19 protein-coding genes are annotated in these 14512 nt (G+C 40.1%); 4 read left to right on the forward strand and 15 right to left on the reverse strand.

Annotated features, from left to right (window positions below; translation table 11 throughout):
- Positions 1-326: 326 nt before the first annotated feature.
- The 3 genes from BN999_RS14960 to BN999_RS14970 all read right to left on the reverse strand — a co-directional run bounded on the left by BN999_RS14960 (position 327) and on the right by BN999_RS14970 (position 2078).
- A complete protein-coding gene (locus BN999_RS14960; protein ID WP_096272610.1) occupies positions 327-971 on the reverse strand; it encodes a hypothetical protein in 645 nt (214 codons plus the stop codon).
- 325 nt (positions 972-1296) lie between these two features.
- A complete protein-coding gene (locus BN999_RS14965) occupies positions 1297-1719 on the reverse strand; it encodes a hypothetical protein (RefSeq protein WP_096272611.1) in 423 nt (140 codons plus the stop codon).
- Positions 1720-1757: 38 nt separating this feature from the next.
- Complete coding sequence (locus tag BN999_RS14970) at positions 1758-2078, reverse strand: hypothetical protein (RefSeq protein ID WP_096272613.1); 321 nt, start codon at positions 2076-2078, stop codon at positions 1758-1760.
- Positions 2079-2185: 107 nt separating this feature from the next.
- On the opposite strand from BN999_RS14970, the gene BN999_RS14975 reads away from it, so the two are divergent.
- On the forward strand, positions 2186-2878 hold the full coding sequence (locus tag BN999_RS14975; protein ID WP_373453637.1) for a threonine/serine exporter family protein: 693 nt from the start codon (positions 2186-2188) through the stop codon (positions 2876-2878).
- A 98-nt stretch (positions 2879-2976) separates the two neighbouring features.
- Here BN999_RS14975 and BN999_RS14980 read toward each other — a convergent pair whose 3' ends face one another.
- Together BN999_RS14980 and BN999_RS14985 are read right to left on the reverse strand one after the other, a co-directional pair.
- Complete coding sequence (locus BN999_RS14980; RefSeq protein ID WP_096272617.1) at positions 2977-3573, reverse strand: TetR/AcrR family transcriptional regulator; 597 nt, start codon at positions 3571-3573, stop codon at positions 2977-2979.
- 6 nt (positions 3574-3579) lie between these two features.
- Positions 3580-4329, reverse strand: a complete 750-nt coding sequence (locus tag BN999_RS14985; RefSeq protein WP_096272619.1) for an alpha/beta fold hydrolase — start codon at positions 4327-4329, stop codon at positions 3580-3582.
- 267 nt (positions 4330-4596) lie between these two features.
- Here BN999_RS14985 and BN999_RS14990 point away from each other — a divergent pair, with 267 nt between their 5' ends.
- Complete coding sequence (locus tag BN999_RS14990; RefSeq protein WP_096272620.1) at positions 4597-5298, forward strand: N-acetylmuramoyl-L-alanine amidase; 702 nt, start codon at positions 4597-4599, stop codon at positions 5296-5298.
- Between the two features lie 120 nt (positions 5299-5418).
- On the opposite strand, the gene BN999_RS14995 is transcribed toward BN999_RS14990, so the two are convergent.
- Positions 5419-7614: a sensor domain-containing protein gene (locus tag BN999_RS14995; RefSeq protein ID WP_096272622.1), complete on the reverse strand. Its 2196-nt coding sequence runs from the start codon at positions 7612-7614 to the stop codon at positions 5419-5421.
- A gap of 280 nt (positions 7615-7894) precedes the next feature.
- Between BN999_RS14995 and BN999_RS15000 the strand changes: the two genes are divergently transcribed.
- Positions 7895-8347, forward strand: a complete 453-nt coding sequence (locus BN999_RS15000; RefSeq protein ID WP_096272624.1) for a threonine/serine exporter family protein — start codon at positions 7895-7897, stop codon at positions 8345-8347.
- On the opposite strand, the gene BN999_RS20740 is transcribed toward BN999_RS15000, so the two are convergent.
- From BN999_RS20740 to BN999_RS15010, 3 genes are read right to left on the reverse strand one after another with little or no spacing between them, the layout of a single operon-like run.
- Entirely contained in the window at positions 8299-8844 is a 546-nt protein-coding gene (locus BN999_RS20740) for a hypothetical protein (RefSeq protein ID WP_176481997.1), read from the reverse strand. The two genes, BN999_RS15000 and BN999_RS20740, sit on opposite strands and share 49 nt — an antisense overlap.
- A 12-nt stretch (positions 8845-8856) precedes the next feature.
- Positions 8857-9084, reverse strand: coding sequence for a hypothetical protein (locus BN999_RS15005; RefSeq protein ID WP_096272626.1), 228 nt, complete (start codon positions 9082-9084; stop codon positions 8857-8859).
- 19 nt (positions 9085-9103) lie between these two features.
- Entirely contained in the window at positions 9104-10417 is a 1314-nt protein-coding gene (locus BN999_RS15010) for a hemolysin family protein (protein ID WP_096272628.1), read from the reverse strand.
- 187 nt (positions 10418-10604) lie between these two features.
- Between BN999_RS15010 and BN999_RS15015 the strand changes: the two genes are divergently transcribed.
- Positions 10605-10793, forward strand: a complete 189-nt coding sequence (locus tag BN999_RS15015) for a YjfB family protein (protein ID WP_096272630.1) — start codon at positions 10605-10607, stop codon at positions 10791-10793.
- Positions 10794-10858: 65 nt separating this feature from the next.
- On the opposite strand, the gene BN999_RS15020 is transcribed toward BN999_RS15015, so the two are convergent.
- From BN999_RS15020 to BN999_RS15045, 6 genes are all read right to left on the reverse strand, one after another.
- Complete coding sequence (locus BN999_RS15020) at positions 10859-11167, reverse strand: hypothetical protein (protein ID WP_217988486.1); 309 nt, start codon at positions 11165-11167, stop codon at positions 10859-10861.
- 273 nt (positions 11168-11440) lie between these two features.
- Positions 11441-11719, reverse strand: a complete 279-nt coding sequence (locus BN999_RS15025; protein ID WP_096272634.1) for a hypothetical protein — start codon at positions 11717-11719, stop codon at positions 11441-11443.
- Between the two features lie 179 nt (positions 11720-11898).
- Positions 11899-12318, reverse strand: coding sequence for a 3-hydroxyacyl-ACP dehydratase FabZ (gene fabZ / locus BN999_RS15030; protein ID WP_096272636.1), 420 nt, complete (start codon positions 12316-12318; stop codon positions 11899-11901).
- 65 nt (positions 12319-12383) lie between these two features.
- The gene (locus BN999_RS15035) at positions 12384-12902 is read right to left on the reverse strand and encodes an AAA family ATPase (protein ID WP_096272637.1); all 519 of its coding nucleotides are present in this window, start codon (positions 12900-12902) and stop codon (positions 12384-12386) included.
- A 97-nt stretch (positions 12903-12999) separates the two neighbouring features.
- On the reverse strand, positions 13000-13518 hold the full coding sequence (locus BN999_RS21180; RefSeq protein WP_096272639.1) for a DNA-directed RNA polymerase subunit beta: 519 nt from the start codon (positions 13516-13518) through the stop codon (positions 13000-13002).
- A 152-nt stretch (positions 13519-13670) separates the two neighbouring features.
- On the reverse strand, positions 13671-14492 hold the full coding sequence (locus BN999_RS15045; RefSeq protein ID WP_096272641.1) for a flagellar hook-basal body protein: 822 nt from the start codon (positions 14490-14492) through the stop codon (positions 13671-13673).
- Between the last annotated feature and the right edge of the window lie 20 nt (positions 14493-14512).

Here is a 14512-nt window from a genome sequence, read left to right on the forward strand (position 1 = left end):
GGCCATGATGACTCGGAATGGGTCCATGCTCTTGGTGTTTGGGCACATGATGACGAGGAGTGGGAGCATACTCTTAGTCAGTGAGCACATGATGACACGGAATGGGTGCATGCTCTTGGTCAATGGGCTCATGGGGATCAGGAGCGGGTGCATGCTCTCGATTAGTGGGTACATAGTGATTCAATATGGGGCCATGTTTTTGATTAACAGGCACATATGCTCACTTAATTTACAAATATAAAAAATGGCCCACCCCATTTAAACGATTTCCTTATGAGATGCGCCATATATCGTAAAGTAAAGTAATATCACATTCACATGATTATCTATTTATCAGGTGGCAAGCTATAAATTACCTGCCCTTCTTCATCTAAAAATTCAAGTTTGGGATTATCATGTTGATCGACTGCTAAACGGATTCGTTGCCTTCCCTTGCTATCTGACAATTTTACGGATACTTCTCCAGAAGAGGATTTTTCTATCTTCATTCGTTCGAATCCAATTTCACCTTTTTCATATAATTCTTTCATATATGTTTGTTTTTCCGGACTATTTTCCGCGAAGAGCATATGTTCATGTTCTTTAACAAATTCGGTAAGGAATTTTTTTGGCCTATCACTAAAAACTAACGCATAGGTCCTTTCACCATTTCTATCATACATCCCAAGATCCACTACATCATTTTGCAGATATGGGTCAAAAGCAAGAAGTATATTTTGTTCATAATTATTTTCATCTTCCTTTTGACTTGAAAATCGTAATCCTCCACATTCAATTCCCTCATCATTATAAAAAACTATTCCTGCACCTGGATTTCCATCTCTCGGAATATCTTTATCTTCTAGCAGCTTTGGTGTTGGAAATAATTCTGTATTGGAGATAGCCATTCGAATGGTCCCATCATTTTCAATGATATTAATACGCTTTACATTTACCTCTTCAAAATCCTGAATATTATTTTTTTCCTTCAATCTCATACCTCCTATTAAATAGAATTTCTACGGAGAAAATATTCAAGCTTTCCTCTCATTAGTAGAATTGTCATTCCTTGCTAATACCTTAACATAATTTTCAGATAATTATAACAGGAGTTTCATTTTCCAGCACAAATAGTATTCATATCAGTACGTGTGGGTACAGAGATTAAACAGATTATATAATCCTAATATAAAAATAAAATCGCACTGTTCATTCAACTATGAACTACAGTGCGATTTAGTGTATGGAAAATAGGATGTCTTCCTTTAAGCGACCCCAACTATGCATAATGCATCTTCATATTTGGGTAATTTCATATTATTTATTATAAAGTTCTTTATAAGCAATTACTTTCAATGCTGTTATTTCTTCTTCTGTTAATTTACCTGCCACTTCTTGAAGGATCTCTTCCTTGGAAACTTGGCCTTCTTTCACCCTGGATTGTAAATCCTTAATTCCCGAAATACCAAATTTCTTCACAATCACTTTCGTTGCTTCTTCTTTTGTGGTGAATGGCAATGTGCTTTCATCAACTGATGCTGCACCATTAATAAAAGCCTGCAGTTCCGGGTCATTTTCAATTGCTCTTTTGATGTTTTCCATTTCCCCACTATTCTCTAGTTCGGTTACCAGAGCTTCCATTATCTTATCCGAGGCAATTTTGGTTCCAAAATGGTAAACCCCGTAGCCAAGACCACCTAGAAGAATGATAATGATAAGAAGCCATTTTATAAATTTCATATAACACTCTCACCTCTCGAGGACTATTATACCTTTTTTTAAAATGGATGGTGTTTTATTTTTTGGGAAACGGGTTTGGGTTTATGATTTAGAGTTTGAGTTAGATGATTGTTTAGAGCGGGGACATTGTTCTGCTTTTTGGGTACAAGATTGCTATGATTGGGTACATGGTTACTTGGCTCGGGCACATCCTTCTGGTCCCAGGGCACATGGTTTCCCAATTCGGGCGCATTCTCCTGCTCCATGGGCACATGGTTACTCAACTCAGGGACATCTTCATACTCCAAAGGCACAAGCTCCCCCATCTCAGGAACATCTTCCCTACCCCAAACATCCCCCCACAACACAAAAACTTCCATCTCCCCCCAAACCCTACTATAATGGAAAAGACAAAATAGTTCGGGGTTGATTAATTTTGGAAAAACATGAGCAGATAACGAAACTTTGCTTGTTAACAGGGAAGATTATGTTGGAGAGTAGTGCGGAGACGTATCGGGTGGAGGATACGATGAATCGGATAGCGCGTGCTTTTGGGGTGGAGAATCCGCAGAGTTATGCTACTCCGACGGGGATTTACTTTTCTATTGATCAGGCGGAGCCGGCGAATATGATGCGGATTATGAAACGGACGACGGATTTGAATAAGATTGCAGAGGTTAATAGTGTTTCACGGAGGATTGCTGCTGGGGAGCTTGATATGAAGGAAGCTTATCATGCCTTGAAGCAATTGGAAACATTAAAAGTTCTGTATTCTAACAAGCTCATGGTCTTCATAGCGGCGCTTGCGAGTGGCTGTTTTACCATCATGTTTGGTGGGATTTGGGCTGATTTTCTCCCATCTGTAGTAGCTGGTGGAATTGGATTTATCGGGTTTTTGTGGTTTGATAAGTTGGTGGAGATTCGCTTCATTTCTGAGTTTGTGGCATCTTTCATTATCGGCCTTCTTGCTGTGTTCTTTATCCATACTGGCTTAGGGGTCGAGTTAGATAAGATTATCATTGGTGCAGTGATGCCTCTTGTACCGGGATTACATATTACGAATGCAGTCCGCGACTTATTGGCGGGGCATTTGGTTGCTGGTTTATCAAAGGGTGTTGAAGCATTGCTGACGGCATCTGCGATTGGCGCTGGGATTGCGGTGGTGTTGGCGTTTGTATAAGGTTATGTTCAAGATTCGTCATGTTCGGCCATGACGGGTCTTTTTTTCTTATCGGCCATTTTGTTCGTTTAGCCGATAAGAATAGAAGACTTATAACCTCAATCGTCAGCCGGGATACAGAATTCACGGATCAACTGTGCTTTTATTTCTTCAATTGGGAACTTATGGGGATAGGTAGATATCATTAACATGACTCCTTGTAGTGCAGATGAAAAGTAAAGTGATCGTTTTCGTGGCTCTTCTACACCAATCCTTTCGAAGATTTCACACTGAAACTCAAACTGTCTGGCGCTTTCTTCAATTAGCATCTTACTGTATTTAATCAATTCTTCATCCGCTTCTGGCTGTGTCTGTAAGTGGAGATAGAAACGAAAAACTTCCGGATGTTGATAAACGCCATTAATTGCACCTTCCACTATAAATTTTAGTTGCTCTGTTGGTTTCCGAATTGCCTTGGCCCCATCCATTACATGAATTACTTCTGCAATTCTTGCTTCAACCATCTGTGCAAGAAGTGCTTCTTTACCTTTGTAATAATTGTAGAGTAGTCCCTTCGATATACCTGCCGATTCAGCTATATCATGAATAGAAGTTGCATGATACCCCTGTTTGATAAACAACTCCATAGCAGTATTGTGAATTTTTTGTTTGGCCAACTCGCGAATACGTTCATATTCTTCCGGTGATCTAGGCATGTTAGTTCATTCCTTTATGAAATTAGTAATATGACGATACAGTTCGTCTGGGTGGGTAAGGGTCATCATATGATCGGCCCCAGGGATTTCTACAATTCTAGCATTAGAGTGTTCACGGTAATAATCCGCCACTCGGAGATTATCGGGTAACTCCTCCGTACCAATCATGAATAATGTCTTAGCAGACAATTCTCCCAGTCTTTCAGAAGCAGGAGGCTGTGGCCAAACCAATTCAAACACCGGCCATGCAAAGGACCGTTTGATATGGTGACGCAGCATCTCTTCTGCCAGTTCCCGATGTGGGCTAGATTGGACAACACGATACGATGGAGCACTTTGGGATATCTCAATCATTTTTTCTACATCAGGAGCTGCTGTGCCAACCTTATTGATATATTCCTTAAACGCCTGTGAATAATCAAAGCCAGTTAACGCCGGAGCTAATAAAATCAGATGGGATACTTTTTCCGGGTATTCTAGTGCGAAATCTGTGGCAATCTGTCCGCCCATGGAATGACCAACGATTGCGGCTTTAGAAATCTCGAGGTGTTCAAGTAGTTCATTTAAGTCCTCCACACAGTTGACATCCTTTGTAGGATTAGGCGACTTTCCCGCACCACGTCCATCGTAAGCAATGACCTTATAGTCGTTAGCTAAAAGGGGCTCTACGAATGTCCAGTCACGGAGATCGGCACCACCACTGTGAATAAGAATGACAGGATACCCTTTACCATGAACCTCGTAATACAATTCCATTACAATCCCTCCATAAATCGTTTAGTTTTTTTATTGAATGAACGTTTAGTCATTATAAAATTATTATATTTTCCCAATCAGGAATAAGAACCTTTTTTCGAGTATGTCATACTGTTTTTTTCGTCCATGTCCAATGGTAAAATAGTATTTGGGGGAACTTTTGGATTTCTCATGTTGATGTTAGCATTTGTGTTCGGTGGAAGTTAAACATTTCCCCATTTTCCTCCGATAGTGATAATGAGCGAGCAGTTAACGGAGTGTGAGAGAATGAACAAGATATGGAAAAGCATCATGATGGTGACATTACTATTTCTAGCGGCTTGTAATACTGAGGAAACTAAAGAAATACCAAAGACTCAGCCTGAGGTGAAACAACTTCCCACTAGGCAGTCCACTTCTATCGAATCATTAACTAAATTATATTTGCCTGGACATGTCTCTGAGAAACGGGTAACACCAATTACCCATGCTGTTATTCATTTCACTAGTAATGCCCAAGAAAAACCAGAGGACCCATATCAAATTCTAGATACATACGATATTTTTAATCAATACGGTGTTTCTTCCCATTATGTTATTGACCGGTCTGGAAAACTATATCAGTTTGTAACTGAGAACCGTATTGCCTATCATGCTGGAAAAGGTAGTTTAGCAAACTATCCTACCTATCATAATAAATTAAACGCCTATTCCATTGGTATTGAGTTACTAGCAATCGGAACCAAAGAGGAAATGGTTTCGATGATGACGGAAGAAGACTATGATAATATTGACCCCATCCATATCGGGTATACGAATGAGCAATATGAAACCTTGAGAGATTTATTACTCGATATTTCCGCATTCTATGGGACGGTGCCACTGGATCGTGAGCATATCATAGGGCATGATGAATATGCACCAGAGCGAAAGACAGACCCTGGTTCCCTGTTTGATTGGGAACATTTGATGAATCTATTAGATGAATAGGACGGAAAGGCTTCTCAAAAGTTTGGTAAACTAGTGAGAAGCTTTTTTTATTCTTTGGTAAAACCACCCTTTTTCGACTATAAATAAAGCCTGTTCTCTAATTCCGAAAACAGGCCAACGTTATTTTTTCATCTTTTTTAGTTTTTTCAACCGGTCCTTCTCCACTTTCACCGGGTCTGGCTCCAGCATTCCTTTTACGAGTAGTTGTTCAAAGTCTGACACCGGTACTGGTCTTGAAAATAGGTAGCCTTGAATCAGGTCGCAGTTACGATTTCTCAAGAAACGATATTGTCCGTATTCCTCCACGCCCTCTGCAATAATCCTCATCTTCAAGCCTTTTGCCATCTCCATCACAGAACCGACAATGATATTATCTTTCTCAATTTGGCCATCACGACTTTGAATGAATACTTGGTCAATCTTTAAGGTGTCCGCTTGATATTCACGTAAGTAGTTTAAGGAAGCAAATCCCGTACCAAAGTCATCAATTGCAACTCGTACCCCAAGTTCCTTTAACTCTGCAAGTGTATCAATGACACCTTTTTCATTCTTCAGAAGCGAACCTTCCGTTATTTCCACACCGAAAAAAGCAGTTGGTACGTCATATGCCTTTAGCTGGCTTTTCACGTATTCGGTAAACCCTTTTTTCATGAGACGTATCGGGGAAATATTAACCGACACCGGGATCAATTGTAATCCCTTATCCTTCCACTCTCTAATTTGCGCACAGGCTTTTTTAATCACCCAATCACTGATGTCGTTAATTAGATGGTTTTCTTCGGCAATTGGGATAAATTCGCCTGGGGAAATTAACCCCCACTCTCTATGGTTCCAGCGAATTAAGGCTTCTGCACCCATGATTTCACCAGTTTGCGTTTCAACAAGTGGCTGGTAATACAGTTCAAAGTCTTCCTTTTCCAGAGCTTCCAGCATCTCATTTTCCAAGCGAAGTTTACGCTGAAATGCGGTGTCTTTTGAATAGGAGTATAAACGGAATGTATTTCTACCACTTTTCTTGGAATAGCTCAGTGCGGAGTGGGCTTTTTCCATTAACGTTTTACTGGAATTCCCGTCTTCCGGGTAAAAGCTTACTCCGATACTTGAGGTCATGTTAATCTCGTATTCATCAATGGTGAATGGCTGCTTAATATCATGGATGAGATTTTCAATTACCGAAACTAAATCCTCTTTTGACGCATAATCTTCAAACAGGATAATAAAATCATTGCTTTTTAGACGGGCAACGAAACTATTTTCTGGAAGGATTAATAATAGTCGATTGGCAATTGTTTTTAACACTTCATCCCCAACATGATAGCCCAGGGAGCCATTGATTTGTGAAAATCGATCCAAGTTCAAGAAGGCAAACGCAAATGGCTTTTCTCCCCGAAATAGATGACCTAATTTCTCATCCAGACTTCTTTGGTTCGGAAGCGTTGTCAATAAATCGTGATTTGCAGTGTATTTAAGCTGTTCTTGGATTTTCACTTCGCCTGTAATATCGGTTTGCATCCCGAAGATATGTGTTAGCTTTCCGTTTTCATCATAGTATGGAGCAGTATTACACGTTAACCATTTCTCTGTTCCATCTGGATGGGTAATTCGGTAGCGCATATTCACCGACTCACCATTTGCCAGTACTTTAATAGCGGTTCGGCGCACATAATCCTTGTCATCTTGATGGACATATTTCTGGATTACATAACGAATATCTAAATTGTCCTTATCAAATGATTCAAACGGATAATTATACAGGTCTGTCAACCCTTTGGACACATAGACTAATTTCCCAGTCTTAAATTCACTTACCCAAACCCCAATATGTAAATGATTGAATATCAGTTTCAGGCTTTTATTTTCATTTGTTATATCAATCTGTTGATGTTTATGAAAGGTGACATCCTTGATAATGAACCCAATTCCTTCTACTTCTGTACCTTGGCTTTGCATGGGAACCATCATCACGTCAAAAAACTGTTTCTTTCGCTTAATAACTACTTCACATTGTGTAGTTTGTCCAAGTTGAGCACGCTCGAAAGCCGCTTCTAGTTCCTGATAGGACTTTTTTAGTAAGCTTTGCTTAAAGTCTTCTATTCTCATAACGTTCCCGAAAGGCGTCATTTCTTTATCGTTTCTAGAACGCAAGTCACCATTGGAAGAGAATATCATGATTAAATTAGGTGCATTATTCCCTAGTGACGCATAGTGATTTAAAAGTTTATCTGTTAGAGCGTCTCGACTAATGTTTGCATCGGTTATATGGTTTTGAAATAACAATCCTAACGTGTCAAGTTGTGTCGAATTAGTCTTGGTCATGATAGCGCTCCTTTTACTAAAATAGGCAATCGTACTCTTTCTACTCTAAATTATAGTATAAAGGACCCCTATTTCAAACATATTTCTTAATATTCTACAGTTATTTCGCTTTTCGAAGTAACAAAATACGATAAATATTTCCAAAATTCCTTGTTTACTGGATGATATTTCCATAATTCACGAACATTGTTGAAATTTAAGTGTGATTATGTCATGAATTGCAGGCATGATTTTATTGGTTTACAATAGGTAGCATGTATTGGAATCGGAGGGTAATGGAATGACAATATTAGCCCAGCTTATCACGAGCTTTATATCATCAGCAGGGTTTGGAATCTTATTTAATGCACCTAAGAAAGTATTACTTCAATGTGGCTTTAACGGAATGGCTGGTTGGATTGTTTATTATTTATTGGTGGAAAATGGTGTGGACGCCGTACCTGCAACCATCGTCGGAGCAATTCTAGTTGCCATGATCAGTCGAGGGTTTTCCAAACTGTACAAAACCCCCATTATTATTTTCAATGTTTCTGGCATTATTCCGCTTGTTCCAGGGGGAATGGCGTATAATGCCATGCGCAGCTTTGTACAAAATGATTACTTAAACGCCGTTCAGTACTCCGCTAAGGTAATGCTTTTGGCTGGTGGTATTGCAATGGGACTGATGTTTTCTGAAGTATTGAATCAGATTATGTTGAAAACGACTGGGAAGAGACGGCGGACGCAGTTGTAGAGGTGTTTTGTGGGATGATGTTGACTGTGGTTGGGCTTGGGCGCATGGTGCTGGGGTTTGGGCATATGGTGCTGGGGTTTGGGCACATGGTTGGGGTTTTTGGGAGCATGCTTGATCATGTTGGGTGCATGATTTGAGGTTCCGGGTAGATACTCGTCCGTGTTGGGCACATGCTCAGTGGTCTTGGGTACATCTTCAGCCATTTTGGGCACATGCTCGGAGGTCTCGGGTGCATCTTCGGCCATTTTGGGCGCATGCTCAGAGGTCTTGGGTACATCTTCGGCCACGTTGGGCGCATGCTCAGTGGTCTTGGGTACATCTTCGGCCATGTTGGGCACATGCTCAGTGGTCTTGGGTACATTCTCGGCCACGCTGGGCGCATGCTCAGGGGTCTTGGGTACATTCTCGGCCATGTTGGGCACATGCTCGGAGGTCTCAGGTGCATCTTCGGCTATATTGGGTGCATGCTCAGAGGTCTTGGGTACATCTTCGGCCATGTTGGGCACATGCTAGGAGGTTCCGGGTACATCCTCGGCCATGTTGGGCGCATGCTCAGGGGTCTTGGGTACATCTTCGGCCATATTGGGCACATGCTCGGAAATCTTGGGTACATCCTCGACCACTTTAGGCGCATGTCCGGAAATCTCTGGCACATGCTCTAAGTGACCAAGCAAATAACAAATTGCTAAAAAGCCAATTACACTCCACAAAACAAAAAAGAGACTGGCATTCAACATCCAATCCCTTTCCTATCATCTATTCTTCATCAGCTTCCAACTGTTCTAACCTCGTCACCAATACTTTATCCACTCTCGCACGATCCATATCCACGACTTCTAGAAGGTAATCTTCTACTTCGATTGTATCTGTGACTTTAGGAATATCACCAATGTAAGTCGTAATGTAGCCTCCAAGGGTGTGGGATTCGCTACGTAGTTCTTCTAATTCATCAATGTCAAAGTATCGTCTGAATGTTTCCAGCGAAATTAGTCCGTCAGCTAGCCAAGTAGTTTCGTCGCGTTTGATAATTTTAGGATCCATATCTTCTAAGTCCGGCATATCACCGACAATGCTTTCCATAAAGTCATGTAAACTGACAAATCCTTCTATTCCACCGTATTCGTCTATGACAACTGCCTGATGCTTTCCGGAAACTTTGATTTTTTCTAGGGCTTGAAATGCCATCATTGTTTCTGGAAGTACGAGGGCTTTTTCCACCAAGTCTTCTAACTTGAAGTCTTGTCTTTTTAGTAATTCGGAAAAGACATTTTTCGTGTAAATGATGCCACGGAAGTTGTCGAGGCTTCCTTCTCCAACTGGAAATGCTGAGTGATTGCTGGTGCTCATGATTTCTAGGTTCTCTTCGAGCGAATCTTCTAGGTCAATCCACTCTAAATACGTTCTCGGGGTAAGGATATCACCTAATCGTTGATCACCCATGTAGAAGATTTGCTCCACCATTTCATGCTCAATTTCTTCTACGACTCCACTGTAGACACCTTGCTCAATCAACTGAGTGATTTCTTCCTCGGTGACATTTGGTTCGTTATTTTGTTTAATACCGAATACTTTTAGTACAAATTCGGTTGATTTACTTAAAATGATAATAAGTGGCTTACCAATTTTCGAGAAGTAGTACATTGGTTTGGCCACGGATAGTGCTGTTTTTTCGGGATTGTTCATCCCAATTCGTTTTGGCACTAATTCACCAATAATTAACGATAAATAAGTTGTGATTGCGATAACGATAAACATACTTATTTGTGAACTAAATGGCGCAAGTGCTTCAATTTTTGCAATTTGTGGTGCCAATTGACTAGCGATAGCAGCTCCACCAAATGCACCCGTTACAACCCCAATTAAGGTTATACCGATTTGGATTGTCGATAATAGTTGGTTAGGCTCTTCTGCTAGTTTAAGCGCAAAAGTTGCCCTTTTATCGCCATCCTCGGCCATTTTTTCAAGTCTTGCTTTTCTAGATGTTACGATTGCAATTTCTGTCATGGCAAACACGCCATTTGCAATAATTAATATAAGAACAATACTGATGGATACCAGTGGGATGTCCAAAATGCCATCACCATACCTTTACTTTTCTTAACACATAAGAAAATTTAATCACAATTCTCCCATTCAGTCTAATTTTTGCTACTTATAGGGTTATTATTCTCCTTAAAAGGGAAGCATCTTAGAAAATTATAGGTACTCGTTCGATGGTATGCTACAATAGGGATAACGGATATGAGGAGGTTTCAAAATGGATATTGCAGCACTTTCAGTTGTCATGGCAAATAGTCAGGTGCGCTCAGATGCCAGCTTGGCGATGATGGCTAATATTAAAAATCTCATGAATCAACAAGGAAACCAACTGACCGAAATGTTAAGTCAATCAGTTGCAGATGCTCCACATCCAACACTTGGAAAGAGCGTGGACATTAAATTGTAAGTTACCTACAAATGCGAAAAATAATCCCCTAGCATCGTTACGCCAGGGGATTTATTAATTGCAATTTATTTGTTCTCATCGTCTTTATTTCTATCGTCATTTGGACCTACTTCTTCGCCCCCGTGATTATCGCTATCATCACCTAGGCCATTTCCATCTTCGCTACCATTTTCGTCGTCACCGTCTAATAGGCCATCGTCACCATTATCTCCATCAAGACCATCGGTGCCGTCCATATCATTACCGTCATCATCTGTGCCGCCATTCTCAAGGTCGTTATCGATACCATTATCATCTTCTTGATTTAATGGAGCCTCGTCACCGGCAGGATCATCGATAGGATCTTCCGTATCGTCGTCACCACATGCTGCCATAAGTGATAATGCTAATACAGGCGCACCTAATTTTATAAGCCATTTCTTAGTCATATGACAATTCCTCCTTGTAATAATAACTTATCGCGAATAGTTTAACCCTAATTCCTAATACTGATACGGATTTTTTACAGAAAAATTATGTATTTGGTGTGTGTTTGGTGGGAAATTAGGTTGTGGGAGGTTAGATTTGGTGTGGATTTGTGCTGGGAATTTTGTTGTTTGTGCTTAGGTTTAGGGAGAATGTAGCTGTAAGTTTTGAGTATGTGACCATTATTTGTGAGCTTGTGACTTAAAATTCAAAACTTGTGCCCAAACCGTAAGTGCTTGTGACTTATAATCCAAAACTTGTGCCCAAATCGTAAGTGCTTGTGACTTATAATCAAAACCTTGTGCCCAAAACGTAAGTGCTTGTGACTTATAATCAAAACCATGCGCCCAAACCGTAAGTGCTTGTGACTTATAATCAAAACCTTGTGCCCAAATCGTAAGTGCTTGTGACTTATAATCAAAAACATGCGCCCATCCAGTGTGAGCATGTGACCACTCCACGCGAATATGGGACCAATATTACATAGCTTGTACCCATATTCCCAAACCATGTTACCTTGCCACCAATACATCTGACCATTCACTAAAATCATCCTACCAAAACCACCAAACATCTGCCCCAACACCAACAAAACAAAAAATGCCACCACACTCAGCATGGCAGCATCTTCAAATTAAAATTATTTAATAGCAAATGTAATCTCTGCTTCACATGCTAATTCTCCATCAACTGTTGCAATGCCTTTTCCTTTTCCAACTGGTCCTTTTACGCGAGTGATTTCTACTTCTAATCGCAGTTGGTCGCCTGGCTTCACTTGGCGCTTGAAGCGACATTTATCAATTCCGGCTAAGAATCCGATTTTTCCACGGTTTTCTTCTTTTCCTAACATGGCTATAGCTCCTGTTTGAGCTAGTGCTTCGACAATTAGAACACCAGGCATTACTGGATAATCTGGGAAGTGTCCTTGGAAGAATGGTTCATTTGCGGAAACATTTTTGAGACCTACTACTCGTTGTCCTTCGTCCATTTCTAACACCTTGTCCACTAATAAAAATGGATAACGGTGGGGGATTGTGTTTTTGATTTCATTTATATCCAATGTAAAAACTCCTTTATGTATACTTTTTTATTATTATACCAGATATTAGGACTTGGGTATAAATATTATTCATTGATATAATCCATTACTTTGCTCAAATAGGTATCAGGATGCTGACTTGTATCAATAATGAGCGTGGCGTGTTTGTTGGGTCTCTTACTACTTTTTAGTGTTAGTTGGAAGGCTTCCTTTGATTTTATTTCGCTAATTTGGCTAGCCATCTTTTCTCGATTTTTTAACCTTTTGTTTACTTCTTGGAAATCTTCTAGAACACATTCGATGTACTTGTACTTTGCTTTATATTTTTCTACTAAGTACTCTCCCTTTTCAATCATGACATCATATAGACAGGGACTATCAAGAATCACACTATGGCCAATGGATAGATTAGATTCTACAATGGCCCAGTCAATGTTATAGGAAAAAATTCCCGCTTCTTTACGATCTATATTCGACACTTCTTCAAGCAATGCAGATTTTACTACATCATGATCAACTAATACTGCTCCTGTTTGTTTCGCAATTTCACGTGCAAGAGTAGATTTTCCGGAACCTGGAAAACCGGACATTTGGAGAAAAAACATGATAATCCCCTTTCCTTTTCTTTATCATTCTATCTATGAGGGAAAAATCCCTGCCAAATAACCAAAAAACCTGCACTCCTAAGAGTACAGGTCCATATTATCTTTCCTTAAATACGATATCAATGATATGTTGCCAAGTTTCCCATTCTAATGCATCTCTTGGTTCACCGTCGCCTAGTCCACCGTATCCGAACATTAAGCCACCAGCTAAAGCAGCAACACATAGCGCTACTACAATAATAAGTCTAAGCCAAATTGGGAAAATACGAAGTCTTGGCTTTTTATTTTTGCGTTTCTGTATTTTTAGTTGTTTCTTTTCTGCTTTTTGCTTTTTCTTTTGTTCTTTTCTTGTTTGTTGTTGTGTTTCGGTCAATTCGACTTCAGCACTGGCAGATCTACGTCTTCTCTGCTCTTTTTTTTCTTTTTCTAAGGAAGCATTCTTTTCAGAAGCAACCTCTTCTGCTTTTGGTTCAGTAGCAGGTGTTGGTTCTTCTTCTTTTACACCTTCAATTGGTACACGCTTGGGTGGAGTCGGCTCTACCTCAACTGGTGCACTCTTTGTTGGTGTTTCTTGTTTTTCTTCCTTTGTTTTATCAACTTGTTCTGTTGTGGACATAACTTGGTTCACCTATTTCTAGATTACATTATATCTTCCTACGTAACAAATCATAGCAAAGCCCGAACCCATGAGCTAGACCAAAATCCGTACCATACTCTCTTTTATACTATAAGTTATTGTCAGTATGTGCGTCAATCATCTTTTTCCTATTAAGAACGTAATTGGTTAATTAATCCACTCATTTGATCTCCCATGGAAATGGTTCGTGCATTAAATTGGTAAGCACGTTGGGTCGTGATCAAATCCGTTAATTCTTTGGACATATTTACGTTGGAAGTTTCGAGTGTACCACTTTTGACTGAGGCTTGGACACCTTGAATCACTTCTGCTTGGTTAAATCCAAGTTCTGCTAAGTTTGGAAGACGGAAGTTGTTGTTTCCAGTTGCTTCAAGCAATCGTGGTCGAACCGCTTCGACTACTGTTAATTGCCCCACAACCTCAGTGTTTGTTCCACGTCTTACGGTCACTTGGCCATCATCAGTAACTTGAATTTCATTGAAGCCATCTGCAAATGTAATCGGACCATTTGCTCCTAGTACCGGGTCACCATCTTTTGTTGTCAGCATGACTTGATTATTGGCAAGTGGACTTAAATAAAAGGATCCGTCTCTTGTGTAACGAGTTTCAGTCACATTATTTTCTGTAACGGAGATTTGGAATAAATGGTTTGGCTGCATTAGCGCAACATCAAGAGCGCGCCCTGTTTCTTTCAACGTACCTAATGATAGGTCTACATTAATCGAACCAAGCTTAGCCCCGGAACCGACGCGAACACCATCTGGCGTTAGTCGACCTTGTGCATTGGCAGGGTCGGTCATGTTATTAATTTGTTGAAATAATAATGATGAAAAATCTGCATTTCTAGCTTTATATCCTGTAGTTTGACTGTTGGCCAAATTATTACCAATTAAGTCCATTTTTTGTTGGAGCTGATTCATGGTAACGGCAGCTTGAATCATAGTTCTAGACAAGACGTTCCCCTCCTTTAACT

The sequence above is a fragment of the Paucisalibacillus globulus genome (genome assembly GCF_900184735.1).
Lineage (GTDB): Bacteria > Bacillota > Bacilli > Bacillales > Amphibacillaceae > Ornithinibacillus > Ornithinibacillus globulus_B.